15 protein-coding genes and 2 pseudogenes are annotated in these 18,301 nt (G+C 42.9%); 9 read left to right on the forward strand and 8 right to left on the reverse strand.

The window, feature by feature from the left end:
* Positions 1 to 3 precede the first annotated feature (3 nt).
* Together JEZ96_RS19645 and JEZ96_RS02395 are read left to right on the forward strand one after the other, a co-directional pair.
* Entirely contained in the window at positions 4 to 114 is a 111-nt protein-coding gene (locus JEZ96_RS19645; protein ID WP_082785932.1) for a DUF1569 domain-containing protein, read from the forward strand.
* Between the two features lie 356 nt (positions 115 to 470).
* A complete protein-coding gene (locus JEZ96_RS02395; protein WP_011790808.1) occupies positions 471 to 1,049 on the forward strand; it encodes a porin family protein in 579 nt (192 codons plus the stop codon).
* Positions 1,050 to 1,354: 305 nt separating this feature from the next.
* On the opposite strand, the pseudogene JEZ96_RS19650 reads toward JEZ96_RS02395, so the two are convergent.
* Positions 1,355 to 1,465, reverse strand: a pseudogene (locus JEZ96_RS19650) (IS30 family transposase); the annotation flags it as partial.
* A gap of 177 nt (positions 1,466 to 1,642) precedes the next feature.
* Between JEZ96_RS19650 and JEZ96_RS02400 the strand changes: the two are divergent.
* Positions 1,643 to 2,518, forward strand: coding sequence for a toxin-antitoxin system YwqK family antitoxin (locus tag JEZ96_RS02400; protein ID WP_025008685.1), 876 nt, complete (start codon positions 1,643 to 1,645; stop codon positions 2,516 to 2,518).
* A gap of 579 nt (positions 2,519 to 3,097) precedes the next feature.
* Positions 3,098 to 3,703 (forward strand): EAL domain-containing protein, encoded by a 606-nt coding sequence (locus JEZ96_RS02405; RefSeq protein WP_025008686.1) that lies wholly within the window; start codon positions 3,098 to 3,100, stop codon positions 3,701 to 3,703.
* A gap of 443 nt (positions 3,704 to 4,146) precedes the next feature.
* Here JEZ96_RS02405 and JEZ96_RS02410 read toward each other — a convergent pair whose 3' ends face one another.
* From JEZ96_RS02410 to JEZ96_RS02430, 5 genes and pseudogenes are all read right to left on the reverse strand, one after another.
* Entirely contained in the window at positions 4,147 to 5,124 is a 978-nt protein-coding gene (locus JEZ96_RS02410; protein ID WP_025008687.1) for a hypothetical protein, read from the reverse strand.
* Between the two features lie 763 nt (positions 5,125 to 5,887).
* On the reverse strand, positions 5,888 to 7,093 hold the full coding sequence (locus JEZ96_RS02415; RefSeq protein ID WP_025008689.1) for an IS256-like element ISSod5 family transposase: 1,206 nt from the start codon (positions 7,091 to 7,093) through the stop codon (positions 5,888 to 5,890).
* 128 nt (positions 7,094 to 7,221) lie between these two features.
* Positions 7,222 to 7,340: pseudogene (locus JEZ96_RS02420) on the reverse strand (transposase); the annotation flags it as partial.
* Between the two features lie 279 nt (positions 7,341 to 7,619).
* Positions 7,620 to 9,005 (reverse strand): IS4-like element ISSpu12 family transposase, encoded by a 1,386-nt coding sequence (locus JEZ96_RS02425; protein ID WP_025008858.1) that lies wholly within the window; start codon positions 9,003 to 9,005, stop codon positions 7,620 to 7,622.
* 171 nt (positions 9,006 to 9,176) lie between these two features.
* Positions 9,177 to 10,280 (reverse strand): phosphoribosylaminoimidazolesuccinocarboxamide synthase, encoded by a 1,104-nt coding sequence (locus JEZ96_RS02430; protein WP_011918610.1) that lies wholly within the window; start codon positions 10,278 to 10,280, stop codon positions 9,177 to 9,179.
* 520 nt (positions 10,281 to 10,800) lie between these two features.
* On the opposite strand from JEZ96_RS02430, the gene JEZ96_RS02435 reads away from it, so the two are divergent.
* From JEZ96_RS02435 to nrfD, 4 genes are all read left to right on the forward strand, one after another.
* On the forward strand, positions 10,801 to 11,418 hold the full coding sequence (locus JEZ96_RS02435) for a pentapeptide repeat-containing protein (RefSeq protein WP_025008385.1): 618 nt from the start codon (positions 10,801 to 10,803) through the stop codon (positions 11,416 to 11,418).
* A gap of 379 nt (positions 11,419 to 11,797) precedes the next feature.
* A complete protein-coding gene (gene phsA, locus JEZ96_RS02440) occupies positions 11,798 to 14,080 on the forward strand; it encodes a thiosulfate reductase PhsA (protein WP_061783462.1) in 2,283 nt (760 codons plus the stop codon).
* A gap of 12 nt (positions 14,081 to 14,092) precedes the next feature.
* The gene (locus tag JEZ96_RS02445) at positions 14,093 to 14,659 is read left to right on the forward strand and encodes a 4Fe-4S dicluster domain-containing protein (protein WP_011790801.1); all 567 of its coding nucleotides are present in this window, start codon (positions 14,093 to 14,095) and stop codon (positions 14,657 to 14,659) included.
* 2 nt (positions 14,660 to 14,661) lie between these two features.
* Positions 14,662 to 15,609, forward strand: a complete 948-nt coding sequence (gene nrfD, locus JEZ96_RS02450; RefSeq protein ID WP_014609796.1) for an NrfD/PsrC family molybdoenzyme membrane anchor subunit — start codon at positions 14,662 to 14,664, stop codon at positions 15,607 to 15,609.
* Between the two features lie 105 nt (positions 15,610 to 15,714).
* Here the strand turns inward: nrfD and JEZ96_RS02455 are convergent, their stop codons facing one another.
* Positions 15,715 to 16,458, reverse strand: coding sequence for a sulfite exporter TauE/SafE family protein (locus JEZ96_RS02455; protein ID WP_011790799.1), 744 nt, complete (start codon positions 16,456 to 16,458; stop codon positions 15,715 to 15,717).
* 142 nt (positions 16,459 to 16,600) lie between these two features.
* Positions 16,601 to 16,915, reverse strand: a complete 315-nt coding sequence (gene metJ, locus JEZ96_RS02460; RefSeq protein WP_011790798.1) for a met regulon transcriptional regulator MetJ — start codon at positions 16,913 to 16,915, stop codon at positions 16,601 to 16,603.
* Between the two features lie 212 nt (positions 16,916 to 17,127).
* On the opposite strand from metJ, the gene metB reads away from it, so the two are divergent.
* Complete coding sequence (metB, locus tag JEZ96_RS02465) at positions 17,128 to 18,291, forward strand: cystathionine gamma-synthase (RefSeq protein WP_061783463.1); 1,164 nt, start codon at positions 17,128 to 17,130, stop codon at positions 18,289 to 18,291.
* Positions 18,292 to 18,301: the final 10 nt, after the last annotated feature.

Consider the following 18,301-nt stretch of genomic DNA (forward strand, 5'->3'; position numbering starts at 1 on the left):
CATTTGTTAACTGTTGCGCAAAGCAGCACATTTACTCCGCATTTTGCCTATGGTGTACTGGAGCATCAAAACTATCAGGTCGCCCATGTGATGTATATCCGCCAGCATTTATAGCAAATTCAGGCTATTTGATCCCATTATCCCGATAAGACATCGCTGTATTTTACATTGGCGCGGCACTATATAAGATAAGCTAATATTTTATGGAATGGCTTATGAAATAGTTACAAATGCATCGGAAATAAATACATTAAAATAGAATGAGTGTGAATTTGGTCATCATTACATAAGCATCTTGAACACTTTTAAAAAGCTGTATTATTTAGAATTAATCATATTAAATATGGCATAGCATTGATAATCAAGGTAAGTTTTTATTTATTTAAGTTGTCCAAGGCTATTTATTAAAAGCTGGCATCAAATTTGTAATGTACTTTAGTGTATTTAAATTAATTAACTAGGAGTACTTTATGAAAAATAACATTATTACTTTGGCGGCCATTATTTCCTTAGTGTCTTTTAGTACATATTCTCATGCCAATAGTTCTAACAACATCGATGTTGCACAAAATGGCATCTATGTAGGCGCTAACTATGGGTATTTAAAGGTCGATGGAGCCGACGATTTTGATGATAACAGCGATGTTTTTCAAGGTCTTGTTGGTTATCGTTTCAACCAGTACTTAGCCCTTGAAGGTGGATACATTAACTTTGGCAAGTATGGCAACAACTTAGCTAAGGCCGAAACGGATGGTTATACTGCAGGCCTTAAAGTCATGTTTCCAATTGTAGACAGAGTCGAGTTATACGCTAAAGCTGGGCAGCTATGGTATTCCACCGATTATAAAGTCGTAGGCTTTTCTGGAAATAAAGATGATGAAGGTGTATTTGCGGGTGCAGGTGTCGCATTTAAAGTCACAGACCGATTTTTAATTAATGCTGAGTACACTTGGTATGATGCAGAGATTAATGCGGATAATGTAGCTAATGGTGCAAATACAGAAACGGACTTTAAACAAGCAAGTTTAGGTGTTGAATATCGATTCTAAATATTTTTAATACTTAAAATTAAAGTACTAATCATCGAGGTGTAACACGCTAAGTGTTATACCTTTTTTACTTTAATATTATCTTGATGGTAGATGTTATTGGATTTAATAAGAAATGTTGAGAGCTATTTACAAACAACAATATAATGCACTTTCCATTTTTGCCTACAATCTGTTATGGCGAAAATTGCTTGAACGAGTACCATTAAAAATGATGGGACGATATAGGGGACAAAAATCAAACTAATTCATTAAAAAAGGCGTTTTTAAACATGCAAACCCCACCGATTTTAGGCATGGGAGGATTGCCTATCGTCACTAGGACGATGACAATCAGTACATTTATATCGAAAGCCTTGTTCTAAAAGAACAGAAATCTGGTATCGTCTTACTATGGTCAAATACAGATAATTCATGGTGATAGTCTCTTATATCTATGGTTAACATAAGTATGCTTTTGAGTAAACTATGGTTGAAAATAGAACTGATAGATTGAGATTTGCACTCTTGGGCGTTAATCTTGCTTCTATTCTCCGATTAGAGTATCGCACTTCGGAGTTGAATTTTAGTTATCTTAATTATGGTATAGCAAAATGAGTAAAAAAATATTTACAGGGAAAGTAACAGGTCATTATAAAAATGGTCAACTAAGGATTGAGGAAAATTATGAAGATGGAAAGTTAGATGGTATTCGTAATAGTTATTATGAAAACGGCCTGCTAGAAAAAGAAGAAAATTATAAAGATGGAGTGTTAGATGGTATTTGTAATAGTTATTATAAAGACGGTCAGTTAGAAAAAGAGGGAACTTATAGAAAAGGCAATAGAGAAGGCATTTATAAGCATTATTGGTCTAATGGAAAACTAACGGAGGAAAAGTTTTATGTAAATGGGAAAGAAGAGGGTATTTGTAAAAGCTATTATAGAAACGGTCAGTTAGAGTCGGAATTGACTTATGAAAATGGGACTTTAGAAGGTGTTTGGAAATATTATAATGAAAACGGTCAAGTAACAGTACAAATTTTTAAAAATGGGAAAGAAGACGGTTTTTATCGAACTTATCATTGTAATGGTGAACTAGAGAATGAAGCGTTGTATATAAATGGAAAATTAGAAGGTGTTTGGAGGTGTTATAATGAAAATGGTAGATTAACAGTGGAAAAAACCTATGTTAATGGTGTTAGAAATGGTCTGTTTAAATATTATAATGAATACGGTAAATTAGAGGCGGAAGGCGTTTATAAAAATGATCAATTAGATGGTCTTTATAAAGCCTATGATGAGGAAGGAATATTGCAAGCTGAGGAATATTATAAAAATGGAGAGCGAGAGGGGCTTTTTAAGAGTTATTATAAAAATGGTATAATAGAAGTAGAAGGAACTTATGAAAATGGTAAGAAAGAAGGTATTTGGAAAAGCTATAATGAAGATGGTCATTTAACTCAAGAAACGACTTATAATAATGATTAGTTAGATGGAATCTTTAAAAAAATTGCAGCAATTGACAATTAGTGTTGGGAGAAATAGATCTTGTCCTCCATTTGTAGCGGGCTTAGAAAGCCATATCGACCTATTTAGCTAAGCAATGTCCATTCGAATAGTGCTTTCTAGTGCTTTTAGCGCGGAAGTCGCCTATGGCGGCTTGCCGTTACTCTACCCCATATCAAAAATGCATTATATTATTGTTTTACAATGGGTGGTAGGATTTATTGGCTCTCTGAATGATACATAATTTGATAATACGAAGAACTGCAACCATTGTTAATCTTAATTTTTTTTGAAACGATATTATCACCTTTTATTATCATTGAGTCATATTTTTGACACATTGGTCTCTTTGGCAATATTTCTTGCTAGTTATTTGTTGGTAGTTTAATAATTTACTACAAATATAGAAATATTATGGAGAGAATTGATGTTTAGGTTGCTGAAAGATACTCTTTGCAAACGTTGTGTTTTTTTTGGATTAAATTGTGAAAAAAAGGTTGTGAGCACTATTATATTTTTCAGCATATTATTGATAGATATGGAAAGTTATATGCGGTAGAAATGTTATCAAGGCCCCATTATAACCCGAGTAACAATATTGAAGAGTATTTTGATACCATGAGTGTTGATAAGGGTAAAAGGTTAATAAAACATCAACTTCTTAATCTGACTAAAAACTGGGGAATACTTAATCTTAGTGGCTATAAATACTTTTTAAATATAGACCGTTATTTACTTGTTGACCCTAAAGTAGTTGATATACTAACTATTGCAAATAAAGAACTAAAGATGAAGGGAGTAAAGCTTGTTTACGAAGTTACAGAAAGGCAGTATGAAACAGATGTAAATATAAAAAATGTATTCTACAAAATGTTGGTTGACGATATTGATTTTGCGGCAGATGATTATTCTTTTGAAAAGAAAACACACATTTTTGTAGATGACTATCAATATATAAAAATCGATATGGATATTGTTTATAAAAGTATAAAGAATGATATCAATGGATTTACTGATCACTTATATAGATTAAAGTATAATAATGCCAAGCTTATCGCAGAAAAGGTCCAATCAAAGCAGGATTTTTTGACTGTTTATTATTTGCCATTTGACTATTTTCAGGGTTTTTATTTTGATACACATAACGAGTTAAATAATTGTATATAGGTCTTTTAAATTTAATGTTTGGAGTTGTGATTTTATGAAGGAAGAGAAACTTGTCGTATTCTGGATTAATTACTTTCTACTATTTTTTTGAGCTTTCCCATTAAAGCATATGAACATGATTCTTATGAAACCTAAACAAGCTAATCAGAACAGCGGGCAACAAAACAAATCAGGCAAAACAAATCAAAAACAAATCAGGAAAAACAAATCAGAAACAAATCAGGCCACCCAATATAAAACAAGAACATAATGTACTTTCAGTTAGCACCCAAGTGACTAAAAGTCACTTAGCGGCTAAAAAGCTTGCGAGGTATTGCTCCAGAGGATGAGGACTAACTCTATTAGCCTATTTTGCTGAAAAACTTAGATTTTTAGTAAAAAATACCTAAGCCATTCTCTTGTTGGCTGTTGTGAAAGGCACGGTTAATGATGCAGGATTGAAATCAGCCAGCGTTGAGGTGCTGACAGCATTTGGCAAAGTGCCGTCGTCGCTTTTCTAAGTGTTCGCAGTAATCAGTCAGTTCTTGCAAGGTTCCCACAGGGCCATGAAATAGCTTACCAAACTCGGTGGTAAGCTTAAGCCAATTGTCATGGTGGATATTTAATCTTGTCAGGAACTTGGCGCTATTTTCAGTGATTGCACCTAGTTTATCATTTCGAATAATTCGACCGGTATCATCCACCAATTGAAGGTAATCTATTAATGAAAACGTAATGCCAATGGGTTGGTTATCGCGTTCATTGCCGATAAAAGGCAATAGATTTTTGGGCTGCTCATCTTTCAATGCCGCCTGAATTCGGAGCTGAATACTGGTATGAGCTGATTGCTCAAGTGTATCGGCCATTTGGGCTCTGATGGGATTCAAATCAACATAAGTCATACAGGCTAAAACGGCAGCTTCATCAAGTAGAGCTTGCGATTTAAATCGACCTTCCCAAAAACGCCCAGTACAGTTATCTTCTTGATTTGCTTGTCTTGCTATCGGCTCGTTTAAGCAACGCATGAACCAACTGATATCACATAAACGGCTGCGATAAATGGCGATTGAATGCCTTAATCTGTTGACCTCGTCCGCTTCAACCAACCCACCTTTGGCGAATTTTTGCGTTAATTCATCGCCTTTAAATAGCTTATGCCATTGCTCAAGCACCTCCCTGTCGCTCCAGCGGTTTGCTGTCTCTACATCAATGCGTAAAACCACATGTAGATGATTGGACATCACCGCAAAGGCCACCACATCTATTGCAAAAACGGCTTCGAGTTCAAACAATAGCGACTCTACCCAAGCGCGGCGATGGTCATAGTTTTTACCTGAGTAACTATCATCGCCACACAAAAAAGCACGTCGAACGACACGACTGCAACAGTGATAAAAAGGGGTGTCTTCAAGACTAATCTGAGTTCTGCGAGGGCGCGGCATACAAACCTCCTTGTTTAATGCTTAACCAAAGCATAGTCGGAGGTTAACTACCTCGCCATTAACGATGGATGTCCATTTAGTCAATTTAAAGAATGATATCAATGGATTTACTGATCACTTATATGGATTAAAGTATAATAATGCCAAGCTTATCGCAGAAAAGGTCCAATCAAAGCAGGATTTTTTGACTGTTTATTATTTGCCATTCGACTATTTTCAGGGTTTTTATTTTGATACACATAACGAGTTAAATAAAGATATATAGATTTTTAATTAATTTTTAGATAGGAGTTGTGTTTTTATGAAAGGAGAGGAGCTTGCCGTGATCTGGATGTTAATTGCTTTTCAACTGTTTTTGAGATTTCCCATTAAAACATATAAACATGATTCTTATTAAACCTTAGTTTACAATGAAGTTGTTAATGACAGATATGAGTTGAAATATGTGGGGTTAATAGTAGAATAATTATTGACGGAATTGAAATTATAATATAAAAGATGAGCATGTTTTAAATAGTATTATAGGAGTGAAGCACTTTAGTGGTTTTTTTAGGTTTAAATACAGGTATATAATTATATTTTCTTTCAAAAATTAAGATCTAGAAATTTACTGCATTAAAAATAGATACTTTAATACTAAACTATTAATTTACAGAATAACATTTTAAAATGTAGCCAGCTTACTCTCAGTAAAGAACTCGCCTTTTTAGAAGGCGGCTTTGACTTTTCCCGAGGCTGTTCATAATTCTGTGTCAGATTAATTTCACAGATCGATATGGTTTTCTAAGCGCCCCTCAAAATGGATTGAGAGCTGTGATAGCGTCAAATTCCAATTTTGGATGGGGTGAGTCCAGCGCTCTGAGGCCTTCAATATACCCGCGTAAAGCAGCTTGAGTAAACTATTCTCGTTAGCAAAACCGCCCTTTGTTTTGGTTAACTTTCTGAATTGCCTATGTACCGCTTCAACCGCATTGGTGGTGTAGATGGCAGTGCGGACATAGTCAGGGTATTTGAAATACACCGATAACAGTGCCCACTTGTTACGCCATGACTTAATCACCACAGGGTATTTATCGCCCCATTTCGTCTCCAGTTCATCCAGTGCCATCTCAGCCGCATTCAAGGTGGCAGCCTTATAAACGCACTTTAAATCCGCCATGAAGGCCTTTTGATGCTTTGAAGCAACATACTTCATCGAGTTGCGAATTTGGTGGATGACACACAGTTGCACTTCCGTCTGCGGGTAAATGGTCTCAATGGCTTCAGGAAAGCCTTTGAGGCCATCAACGCAGGCGATGAGGATGTCTTTCACCCCACGGTTATCCAAGTCGGTTAGCACGCTTAACCAATGGTGAGCGCCTTCATTATCAGACAGATATAAGCCTAATAGCTCTTTTTTACCTTCGACATTAAGCGCTAAAATGGTGTAAACCGCTTTGCTGATAAAGCGGCCGTTCTCTTTGATTTTATAGTGAATCGCATCGAGCCATATGACGGGGTAAAGCGGCTCTAGTTCGCGCTCACGCCATGCCTGAAGTTCAGGTAATAACTTGTCAGTGATGGCATTCACCGTGCCGTTGGACATCGACATGCCGTACATGTCCTCGATATGCGCGCGAATATCTTGGTAGCTGGAGCCTAATGAAAATAAGCCAATGATTTTACGCTCCATTTCATCGGTAAGCTGGGTTTGGTGCTTTTTGACTAATTGAGGGTCGAAGGTGCCCGCTCTGTCTCTGGGCGTGTTCAACTCAAAGTTGCCAATGGGGCTTTTAACCGTTTTGGTGGTTTTACCGTTTTTACGATTGGCGCCTTCAGTGCTCGCCAAATGGCCATCCAACTCTGCGGCTAAGGCCGCTTCAGTGAGTTGCTTAATCAAAGGGGTTAAGATGCCATCCTTGCCTGTGAGGTCTTTACCTTCACGTAGTGCTTGAATGGCAGCATTGATATCAAAAGTAGGTGTGGTCATAAATCATCTCTTTTTGGTATAGCTTAAAGAAATGACACAGAAATTTGAACACTACCCTTTTCCCTGGAAGGAGCTATTCCAAGAGCCTACATCGTCTGCCACGATAATTTAGCCTCGTGTTCCAGATCTTATTTACCTTGATGGCGCACATATCGTCTAATGATTTCTTCATTAACCCCTGCTATATCGACAAAATAACCTCTGTCCCAAAACTATTACCCCATGGCTTTTTAAGACAAAGATAGGGCAGGCTGCACTCTTTTGAGATTAACAGCTAACAATTTAACGAGCCACCCATTGTTAAATTTGCAAAGTGTATGCTTGTAAAAAGGCATGCAGATTACTGGGGAGTTGGTTGAATTAAGCATTGGCATGTAAGTGACCGTTGACGGCATGGATGCCGTCGTCGAGCCCTCATGGATGAGTTTATGGCGTGTCACTGGAATGACAGTGCTTAATCATCAGCGATGTATTGGTTTAGTTTATGAATAACTTAAAGAAAAAGGCGCCTAAGCCTATCTCTTGATCACATCTCGTGTTCAAGAGATAGAGCCAATTCGTAGCCTTCAAGGATGGTTTGCAGTTTGAACCATCCTTCCCATAACCGCTCCCAACCTACTACACCCGTTCCTTTACTATCGTGCCAACCCGCTAATTTTCCTAAACTTAGGTAAGCCCAATGCACACTGGGTGCTTGCTTGGGTGGTTTGCATTGTTCAACTTTCAGCCACAGTAATTTCCACGCTTTGCAACCCAACAATGTCTCACAACTTTGTTGCTTTGCCTGTTCTTCTTGTAACCCAAGATGGCGCAACTGCTGAACTCGCACCGCTATAAACGCTAGGATCGTAATCATACGCTCCAAATTACCTTTGCTTTGTAAGCGCAAATCTTCAACCTGAGTCCCACCGCTTTTCCAGGATTTATGAAAGTCCTCTATCAGCCAGCGCTTTTCATACCAGCACAAGATCGTCAGTGCTTGTTCCGTCGTGGTGACGGGCTCCGACGTCAGCAGGTGCCAGCACAATCCATCGTCATTGCCTTTTTCAATACAACTGACATAAAACAACGGCGTACTTTCGCCAACTTTATTGCTGGGCATTTTCAGGGTTACCGGTGCAAAACGGACTTCACAGGTCGCGACTCTGGCTTTGCGGCCACCTTTTTGTACCACCTCTACCATTCGCTCCCCAGCACTTTGCAACGAATGGCCGTACAGATGTAACTTACCTTCGGCTTCTTCTATATGCCGACTTATCATCGAACGCACCACAAACCGTTGCTGATGTTCGAGTTTATATTGCAGGTACTCAATTAAATCCGCTTCGCGGTCACAGACGCTGACCGCATGTGCCATGTGTTGACCCAAACGGTTAGCGACATTTTGTGAGGCCTGCTGCCATTTAAAACTCTCTTTTTCCCAGTAAGGTCTTTTGGTTGCGTTTTTGTGCTTTCCCATCGTAGCTATGTCGCGGGTCCGCAAATGTTGTTCAATTAAACCAATCAGTTGGTTATGTGATGGTGCGTACAGCAATACTGAATGTGCTTGAAATCCGCGGCTCGATAGATGAGATGTAATATGTCCCAGTTCATCACGGACCCCTTTGTGAGAAAAATTTAGCGAGCTGGTGTCTTCCAGTGCCAGTAAGGTGTCAAATGCTAAGGCTTCTTGCTTCGTTGCCATAAAGCCTGCTTCGGCGATGGCATCGGCCGAAATGGCCTCATTGCGGATAAAACGGTAAGCGGCTTCAATATCAGCGGTAGTTTGACTGGCTTGCGGCACAGATTTTCCCATATGAGCAGCCAGCGTTGCCGATAATGCTATCAAGCGTTTGACGCGCCGAGCATCACCTAAACTGGCATGTTGGAAGAGATGTTGGGCCCATTGTGCTGGGTTGGAAATAAAATTCATAGCGTGCGCCTAAAGTTGTTTTGTAGATCAGATCAACAACATCAGCGCGAGTTCAAAAAAATCCCCGAATTTATCGGGGGATTTGTGTATAAGAGACAGGCCTAAGCGCCTTTTTTACTATTCAGCTATGGGTAAACCACCCAAAACCTCAGATTTGCTTACAACTCTCTACTAGAGAATCAGATCATACTCTTCCCGTAGGATCTTAATAATATCTGCCTTTGGATTCGCTGGAAGCGGAATCGCCGCGCCAGTCACTTTCTCGGCAACGCCGGTGTAAGTGCGTGACACTTGCATCATGGCCTCAAGTGGGAGGTCATTGTCGCGGGCGAGGGCTTCACGCTCTGGCATTCTGTCTTTGTTGAGCAGCACATCAGGATCAGGGAAATGATTTAGCAGGAACTGGCGGAAACCCTCTTTGGAGTTTTCCAAAATCTTACCATCGCGGTAGGCGGCGCCGTCCCAAATACGTGATGAGTCTGGGGTGCCGACTTCATCCATATAAATCAGCTTTGAGTTGCCATCTTTGTCGGTCACATAGCCAAACTCGAACTTGGTATCGACAAACACTTGGTCAATGTCGGCCAGTGCTTTTGAAATAACCTTAAAGCCATCTTTTAATAGTTTTTCGTACAGGTCGATATCTTCTAATTTTTCAAAACCAAAGGCTTGGTAATTAGCTTCGATATCGCTGCGGCTGATGTTAACGTCATCTTGGGCTGGCACGCCTGGGATGCCGGTTAAAATGCCCTTAGTTGAAGGGGTGATCAGTAAGTCAGGCAGCTTTTGATCTTTCTCTAAGCCTTCTGGCAGTGTGATGCCACAGAATACACGCTCGCCCTTAGAGTAGGCGCGCCACATGGAGCCTGTGATGTACTGGCGGCAAATGGCTTCGACTTTAATGGGACGGGCTTTTTGGACTATCCATACGAAGGGATGCGGGATATCCAAAATATGGCTGTCGGCTAGGCCGTTTTCGGCGAACAGCTTAAACCAATGATTAGAAATGGCATTTAATGCAGCGCCTTTACCTGGGATGCCTTTTAAACCACCTTCACCGTGGAAGATACAGTCGAAGGCGGAGATACGGTCGCTTATCACCATGATGGCGAGCGGGGTATCTTCGGGGACGTTATAACCCTTGGTTTTGATTAAACGGCGGCTGTCGGCGTCGGTTAGCCAGTAAACGCTACGTACCTTGCCGCTGTGGACTGGGCTGTCGGTACGGATGGGTAAATCGTTGTTCACGGCTAATACGGAATCAGCAAGACTCATGACGAGTATTCCTTTGGATTAAGAGTGTAGGGATAAGGTTTTTATAGGTGTCGGTTTGCACTAGGGCCATGCTTCGAGCGAGCGCCTTGTTTAGTACAATCTTTTTATTATTTACCAAAGGCTTACCATTTAATTGGAGAAGTCCATTGGTGGGATTTGATGTTAAATCTTGAACAGCAAAAATGTTGTTTTCGGGCGGTGTTTGAATTGTGTTTGTTGGAGATAAGGCAAGGGATGGAACGAACGCAGGGCAAGGTTGGCACCACAGTGAAAGTGGTCTGCTAAAGCGGGCTGGGCCCGTGTCATTTTGCTCGAAAATGCTAACCATTAATCCGAGAGAACCTTGTTCTAGACTGCCGCGAAAAAGTGCCGACATTCTACCGTTTTTGACAAAATTTACCATGGCTATTTGTGCGACGCAGTGGACAAAATCCTAAGGTTTATTGATGATGGCGCAATTGGCCGTTGAACAATGTCTGTGGAATTATAGCATTGGAATCATTTTATAAAGGGGTAGGTGATGGCATGTAAGATTGGCCAAAGGGCGGCACCACAGGGTAGCCATTTTTTATCTGAGCAGTTTAGTGGCTTATCCGAGAATGCGCAGGAGTGGCAGGAGGTTGAATTTGAGGATTGCGAGTTTTTGGATTGCCATTTTAGCGAGAGTACCTTCCGTAAATGTAAGTTTATCGAGTGCCGCTTTGTGCGCTGTAACTTGAGTTTAGTCAAAGTGCCCCAATGCCAGTTCAATGCCGTTGTATTTGAAGAATGTAAGCTCGTCGGTATAGATTGGACCCGCGCTGCATGGCCACGTTTATCCTTTGCTGCGCCATTTTCCTTTAAACAATGCATCCTCAACGATAGTTCTTTTCTTGGTTTATCCCTCGACGAAATAGTGATTGAGGAGTGTAAAGCCCACGATGTGGATTTTCGAGAAGGCAGCTTCAATCGAGCCAATTTCACCTACACGGATTTTAGCCATAGCCTGTTTGGCCGCACCCAATTAGCTGATGCGGATTTCTCTGAAGCGACAAATTACGATATTGATATTTTTAATAATAAAATCAAAGGGGCTAAATTTAGTTGTGATGAGGCGATTCGTTTGCTCAATTGTCTCGATATCGAACTTGTCGATTAAAATGCGCTTTAATCAGTATTAACTAATTATTTTTAAAGTATTTTCATAAATTTTTATGTTTATCGAAGATGATTTTTTTATAAAAAAGCATCATCTTTTTCCTCTAAAAGTCCTCAGCAAGTCTATTGATCTTATTCACGATTTTTTAGATTGATTTTAGCTTTTCGTTGCCTTAGATCACACCGCTCTCCCCTATGTGGTTTACCACAATATCCGCTTACCTCTTTAGGGTTAACAATTGCCTTGGATTAGAAGAAGTGCATTAAACGAACTTTAATGCGCTGATAACGATAAAAGCAAAACAAAATCAGTGAGCACACTTTAACTCGATATGGCCAAAAGGCATTAAACGGGTTGGATGAGCGTGATGGAGGTAACCATGATAGAGCTTAATAGGCGAACCTTTTTAAAGGGTGCTGGGGCGAGCGGTGCAACCTGTGCCTTAGCCAGTCTGCTGCCGGGCAGCTTAGCGGCATTAGAGAATAAACAGCTAAAGGGCATGGGCAAGGATATTGCCAGTATTTGTGAAATGTGCTCAACCCGTTGCCCTATTTCTGCGCGGGTGATTGAGGGCAAAAATGTCTTCATTAGCGGCAATAAAGCGGCTAAATCCTTTGGTGGTAAAGTCTGTGCCCGTGGTGGTGCAGGTCACAGCTTGCTGTACGATCCACAACGTATTGTTAAACCACTTAAACGTGTGGGTGAGCGTGGCGAAGGCAAATGGGCTGAGATCAGTTGGGACGAAGCCTATAAACTGATTGCGGATAATCTGAATAAAATTAAAAAGGAACATGGTCCTGAAGCCGTAGCATTCTCGTCAAAATCTGGATCACTCGAACAGCATTTGTTCCATTTAGCCACGGCTTATGGCAGTCCTAACACCTTTACTCACGCTTCAACTTGCCCCGGTGGTTATGAAATTGCCGCCAAAGCCATCTTTGGGACTAAGTTAAAACGTGATTTAGGCAATTCAAAATACATTATCAACTTCGGCCATAACCTGTACGAAGGCATTAACATGTCCGAAACCCGCGGCATGATGGCGGCGCAAATGGATAAAGGCGCCAAGTTGGTGGTGTTCGAGCCAAGATTCTCGATTGTGGCCGACAAGGCCGATGAATGGTATGCCATTCGCCCCGGCACCGATGTCGCAGTCGCCTTAGCGTTATGCCATGTATTAATTGAAGATAATCTATACGATAAAGCTTTTGTTGAGCGTTATGTTGAAGGTTTTGAAGCCTTTGCCGACGAAGTGAAAGCCTATACCCCTGAATGGGCAGAAACGGTTTCCGATGTGCCCGCCAAAGACATTCGCCGTATCGCCCATGAATATGCCGCTAAAGCCCCCCATGCTGTAGTCGATTTTGGTCATAGAGCGACATTCACCACGGAAGAGTTTGATATGCGCCGCGCCCTTTATGCTGCCAACGTCTTGATTGGTAACATTGAGCGTAAGGGGGGGATTTATATCGGCCAAAAGCCGGGTGATTACAACAAGCTCGCCGGTGAAGCGGTTGCGCCAGTGTTGGCCAAACCCGGCATAAAAGATATGCCAAAACCAGCCGCAAAACGCATTGACCAAGTGGAAGAACAATACGCCATGATGTGGTCATCGGGGGGGATTTACCAAACCATTCTCGATGCGACCTTAAGTGCAGTGCCATATCAGTTACACGGCTGGGTGATGTCCCGCACTAACCCAATGCAAACCATGACAGACAGAGCGCGCGTTGTTGAAGCCATGAAAAAGCTCGACTTTATCGCCGTGTGTGATGTGTATATCAGTGAAACTGCGGCCTATGCTGATGTGATTTTACCTGAATCAACCTACCTTGAGCGCGATGAAGAAATTGCCGATAGGTCGGGGAAAAATCCCGCTTACTATGTGCGTCAACGAGTGGTTGAAACACTCGGTGATACAAGACCCTCTTGGCAAATCTTTAAAGACATTGGCAATGAACTGGGCCTCGGTGAGTTTTATCCATGGGACAACATTGAAACCCTGCAATTAATGCAAGTGAACCGCGATACCGCGCTGTTACGCCGAATTAAGGATGAAGGTTTTGTCAGCTTTGGTAAACCTATTATGTTGCGCGAACCTAAGATGGTTGCCGAGTTTATTAAGGCATACCCCAATGCGCGACCAGCCGATGAAGACGGCACTTACGCCAGTGCACTGACCTTTAAAACCCCAAGCGGCAAAATTGAACTCACCTCCGCTAAAGTTGAAGCGATGGCTCCGGGGCGTGGAGTGATTAAGTTCCGCGAAGTGGCTCTGAAAAAACCAGACGAGCTCTACTTTATCCAAGGCAAAGTGGCTGTACACACCAATGGCGCCACCCACAATATTCCTATGTTGGCGAACCTGATGCCTGATAACGCTATCTGGGTTCACCCAGTGACAGCGGGCAAGTTAGGGATCAGTAATGGCGATCCAATTCGTCTCACCAGTAGCGTAGGTACCGAAGAAGGTCATGCCTTAGTCACGCCGGGTATTCGCCCAGATACTGTATTTGCTTATATGGGTTTCGGCTCTAAAAACAAAGAGTTGGTCAGAGCAACGGGCAAAGGTATCCACTGCGGAAACTTACTTCCCCACGTGACAGCACCTGTGTGCGGCATGAATGTGCACACTACGGGTGTCACGCTGGCAAAGCGCTAATCGGAGGCTTAAATGAATAAACGATATGTAATGGTGCACGACGAGAATAAGTGCATCGGCTGCCAAGCTTGTAACGTGGCGTGTCGCAGTGAAAATGGTGTACCTGAAGGTGTTACCCGCCTACAGGTACGTGTCGAAGGCCCCTATGGTGAAATGCCCAATCTGCATTTCAAATACCACAGGGTATCCTGCCAACAGTGTGAAGATGCGCCCTGCGTTAAGGTGTGCCCAACGGGGGCTGCCTATGTGGGTGAAGACGGCATTGTTTCTATTCATGCAGATAAGTGTGTGGGTTGTATGTACTGTGTGGCGGCGTGCCCCTACAAAGTACGTTTTATGAACCCAGAAACTAAAGTCGCGGATAAGTGCAACTTCTGTAAAGACACGCGTTTAGCGCGGGGTGAAGAGCCTGCTTGTGTGACTGTGTGTCCAACCGATGCGCTTGTGTTTGGTGATGCCAATGATCCTAAGAGTGAAGTGGCCATCATGCTCAATACCAAAATCACTTACCAAGATAAAACCCATTTGGGCACTAAGCCTAGGGTGTATCGCGTTCCTACCAAAAGAGGGGGGATTTGATTATGAACAATACTTGGGGCGATATGACGCAATATGATCCAGTGACTTGGCACTGGGTTATCGCCGTCTACCTATTTATGGCGGGGTTATCCGCGGGCAGTTTACTGATTGGTATCGGTCTACGTTGGGCGAATAAGGAGCTTAACGCTGGAGTTGAAAGCAGTATTCTTAAGGCGGCGGCCATTATTGGGCCTGTAGCGATCAGTTTAGGTTTGGCGTGCTTAGTGTTTGATTTAACCAAGCCATTCCATTTCTGGTTAATCTTGATTAACTACAACTTCCAGTCAGTGATGGCTATTGGGGTGTTGGCGCTGCTGGCTTATTCACCCTTGGCATTTGCCTACGCGATTCTCGTATTGCGTGACGATTTGCCAAAGTGGGGCTTAGGTTTCTTAGTGCCTATTGCTAAGTTACTTATGCCCTTTAGAAAGGTGATTGAAGTATTGCTGTTTGTCCTCGCTATTGGCGTAGGGGCTTACACTGGCTTCTTAATTTCGGCCATGAATGCCTATCCTATGCTCAATACTGCGGTACTGCCTGCACTGTTTTTAGTGTCAGGCTTATCGGCGGGCGCTGCGGCTAACGCGGTACTGGCGTTGCTGATGTTTAAGACAGACAGTCACGATAAAACGCTTGTCAAAATGCACGGTTTAGAATTGCCTGTGATGGCGATTGAAGTCATGTTCCTGTTTATGTTGTTCTGCGCCTTGTACTTTAAAGGTGGTGCTGCGGCTGCAGCACTGGCTTCATTGACAACAGGTGTTTGGGCAAGCGTATTCTGGATTGGCGTAGTGGGTATCGGCTTTGGTATTCCATTGCTGTTTATGCTGCTACCCGCTGCGACTCGCCATACTAAGGGCGCAATGATCATGGTTGCCTGCGCTAGCTTAACGGGCGTGCTCGCACTGAGACACTTTATTGTGTACGCAGGACAAAGCTACTTAAGCTGAGTGTAGATAGGCTTTACATATTGAGAGATAAAGAAAAAGCACTGGCAATGTCAGTGCTTTTTATTGTTTGAATCTTGAGAAGGTTTGCCTGTACAAGCAGGGCACTTATTGGGGTAATAGCTCGATAACCGACTTTACCGTTAACACTAAGGCGCTGATGGCACAGAGGGCTAATGTCGCCATTTTGGTTTTATGTTTATCGATGCGTCCCACGAGTTTACCTGCGACTAAATAACCCAAAATGACTGAGGGTAATAGCATTAAGGAGAGCCATAGGTGTTTGATCTCTAGCAAGCCTGTTACAGCTAAAATACACAGCGCAATCATAGAGCTAAAAATAAAGAAGGCCGATAAAGCTGCGCGAAACTGCGAGGCATCTTTGCCTGCCAATAAAATCGCCATTGGCGGGCCACCAATTGCGGCAATATTGCCGAAAATCCCTGAAACCACACCCGCACTGAAGAGGGTTGCTTTATTAACGGGGAGACTGAATTTATATAGGCTGAGAATAACCGCGATTGTCACAATGGCGGCGATGGATAAACCGAGTATGGGTTGAGGCGCAAACAGCAACAGGCTGGCACCGATAAAACCGCCGGGTACGCGACCGATAAGAGCATATTGCAAGCCATTGAATTCTAAATGACCGCGCTCACGCACTAAGGTAAGTAGCGCGATAGAGAATCCCATCGCAATAACGGGTGCAGGGACAAGCTGCGGATCGACGATATACAACAAGGGGCTAGCAACAACCGCAAGCCCAAATCCAATCAGGCTTTGGGTTAAGGCGCCCATAAACACGATTAGCGAGGCTAAGGCAAGTGTCTGGGGATCTATCATAGAAAACATAGGGTTCCTACATACCCCAAAATCTCAAGATAAACTCATCGCTTGAGATTATGTAGGCATAAACAAAAAGGGACCGTTAACGATCCCTATTGATGAGCAATGTGATCTTGAAAATAACAGCAATCTTGGAAGCGACGAGTCGCTATTCCATGTCTTCCCACTCGATCCCCATTTCGTCCATCAACAACTTGGCTTCGGCGGGAATACTGTCTGGGTTGTCTTTTGACAGATCGTCATCGTTAGGCAATGGCTGGCCAGTGTAGGCGTGCAAAAATGCCTCACACAACAGCTCGCTGTTGGTGGCGTGACGTAAATTATTGACCTGACGACGAGTACGTTCGTCCGTAAGGATCTTAAGCACTTTGAGCGGAATGGACACAGTAATTTTCTTTACTTGCTCATTCTTCTTGCCATGTTCAGCATAGGGGCTGATATATTCCCCATTCCATTCAGTCATTGACTCACCTGTTATAACGCTAAATTCGGGGCAGATTTTAAACCCTTACAAACAACAGTCAAATTATTGCTACTATTTCTTAGGGATTGCAAACAGATTTCTTTATGTTTAGACGTCTAAACGTCTTAACGCCTATTGACGATGTGGTTGGGCTTAGGTACATTTAGACGTCCAGACATCTCTATCAGTCTACCGAATTTAGGAGTCCACCCATGACAGAGCGTCAATTAGCCACACTGGCAGTGCGTCAGGGTATCGAAAGCGATACTCAATATGGTGCCGTTGTGCCACCGATTTATTTGTCGACTAATTACGCCTTCGATGGTCATAACAATCCCCGCGAATTTGATTACAGTCGTTCAGGTAACCCAACGCGCTGTATTTTAGGCGAAGCGTTAGCCCAATTAGAAAAGGGCGCCACTGGCATAGTGACGTGCACTGGCATGGCGGCCATCACCTTAGTGACCACCTTACTCGGCCCAGATGATCTCTTGGTTGTGCCCCATGATTGTTACGGTGGTTCTTACCGTTTATTTACCAATTTAGCGAAGAAAGGCCAGTTTAAGCTGCTGGTGGTCGATCAAACCGACAGTCAAGCGTTAGCCGCAGCCATAGCGCAGAATCCTAAGATGGTGTGGCTCGAAACCCCGTCGAACCCATTATTGCGTGTGGTGGATATCGAAGCCATTGCTAAGGCGAGCCATGATGTCGGCGCGCTGGTGGTGGTCGATAACACCTTTTTATCGCCGATATTGCAACAACCCCTATTGTTAGGTGCGGATATCGTTATCCATTCCACCACTAAATATATCAATGGTCACAGCGATGTGGTCGGCGGCGCTGTGGTCGCCAAAGATGCGCAAATCGGCGAAAGCTTACATTGGTGGTCGAACACTCTAGGCTTAACGGGGTCAGCCTTCGACAGTTATCTGACCCTGCGCGGCCTACGTACTCTAGCGGTACGCATTCGCGAACATCAAGCCAATGCCCAGCGCATTATTGAGGTATTAACCCAAAGCCCTGTGGTGAGCAAAGTCTATTACCCCGGTCTTGCGGATCACCCTGGTCACGCCATTGCGGCCAAGCAGCAAAAAGGCTTTGGCGCTATGCTGAGCTTTGAGCTCAAAGGCGGCGAGGCCGAAGTGGTGGCCTTTTTAGGTGCATTAAGTTTATTTAGCGTGGCAGAAAGTTTAGGTGGCGTCGAAAGTTTGGTGGCAGTGCCAGCCACTATGACCCACAGAGCCATGGAGCCGCAGGCGCGCTTCGAGGCTGGTATTAAAGACACCCTATTGCGTCTATCGGTGGGTATTGAAGATGCCGCCGATTTAGTTGCAGATATTCAAGCAGGATTAGCCGCCGTTGCGGCTTGTCAGTAGAGGAATAATA

Origin of the sequence: Shewanella putrefaciens, assembly GCF_016406325.1 — a bacterium.
Lineage (GTDB): Bacteria > Pseudomonadota > Gammaproteobacteria > Enterobacterales > Shewanellaceae > Shewanella > Shewanella putrefaciens.

Bases quoted from the DNA above. Each gene is read 5' to 3' on its own strand.
- JEZ96_RS02405 (WP_025008686.1), top strand. From the start codon at position 3,098: ATGTTATCAAGGCCCCATTATAACCCGAGTAACAATATTGAAGAGTAT.
- nrfD (WP_014609796.1), top strand. From the start codon at position 14,662: ATGAACAATACTTGGGGCGATATGACGCAATATGATCCAGTGACTTGG.
- phsA (WP_061783462.1), top strand. From the start codon at position 11,798: ATGATAGAGCTTAATAGGCGAACCTTTTTAAAGGGTGCTGGGGCGAGC.
- JEZ96_RS02435 (WP_025008385.1), top strand. From the start codon at position 10,801: ATGGCATGTAAGATTGGCCAAAGGGCGGCACCACAGGGTAGCCATTTT.
- metJ (WP_011790798.1), bottom strand. From the start codon at position 16,915: ATGACTGAATGGAATGGGGAATATATCAGCCCCTATGCTGAACATGGC.
- JEZ96_RS02430 (WP_011918610.1), bottom strand. From the start codon at position 10,280: ATGAGTCTTGCTGATTCCGTATTAGCCGTGAACAACGATTTACCCATC.
- JEZ96_RS02445 (WP_011790801.1), top strand. From the start codon at position 14,093: ATGAATAAACGATATGTAATGGTGCACGACGAGAATAAGTGCATCGGC.
- JEZ96_RS02410 (WP_025008687.1), bottom strand. From the start codon at position 5,124: ATGCCGCGCCCTCGCAGAACTCAGATTAGTCTTGAAGACACCCCTTTT.
- metB (WP_061783463.1), top strand. From the start codon at position 17,128: ATGACAGAGCGTCAATTAGCCACACTGGCAGTGCGTCAGGGTATCGAA.
- JEZ96_RS02455 (WP_011790799.1), bottom strand. From the start codon at position 16,458: ATGTTTTCTATGATAGATCCCCAGACACTTGCCTTAGCCTCGCTAATC.
- JEZ96_RS02415 (WP_025008689.1), bottom strand. From the start codon at position 7,093: ATGACCACACCTACTTTTGATATCAATGCTGCCATTCAAGCACTACGT.
- JEZ96_RS02425 (WP_025008858.1), bottom strand. From the start codon at position 9,005: ATGAATTTTATTTCCAACCCAGCACAATGGGCCCAACATCTCTTCCAA.
- JEZ96_RS02400 (WP_025008685.1), top strand. From the start codon at position 1,643: ATGAGTAAAAAAATATTTACAGGGAAAGTAACAGGTCATTATAAAAAT.
- JEZ96_RS02395 (WP_011790808.1), top strand. From the start codon at position 471: ATGAAAAATAACATTATTACTTTGGCGGCCATTATTTCCTTAGTGTCT.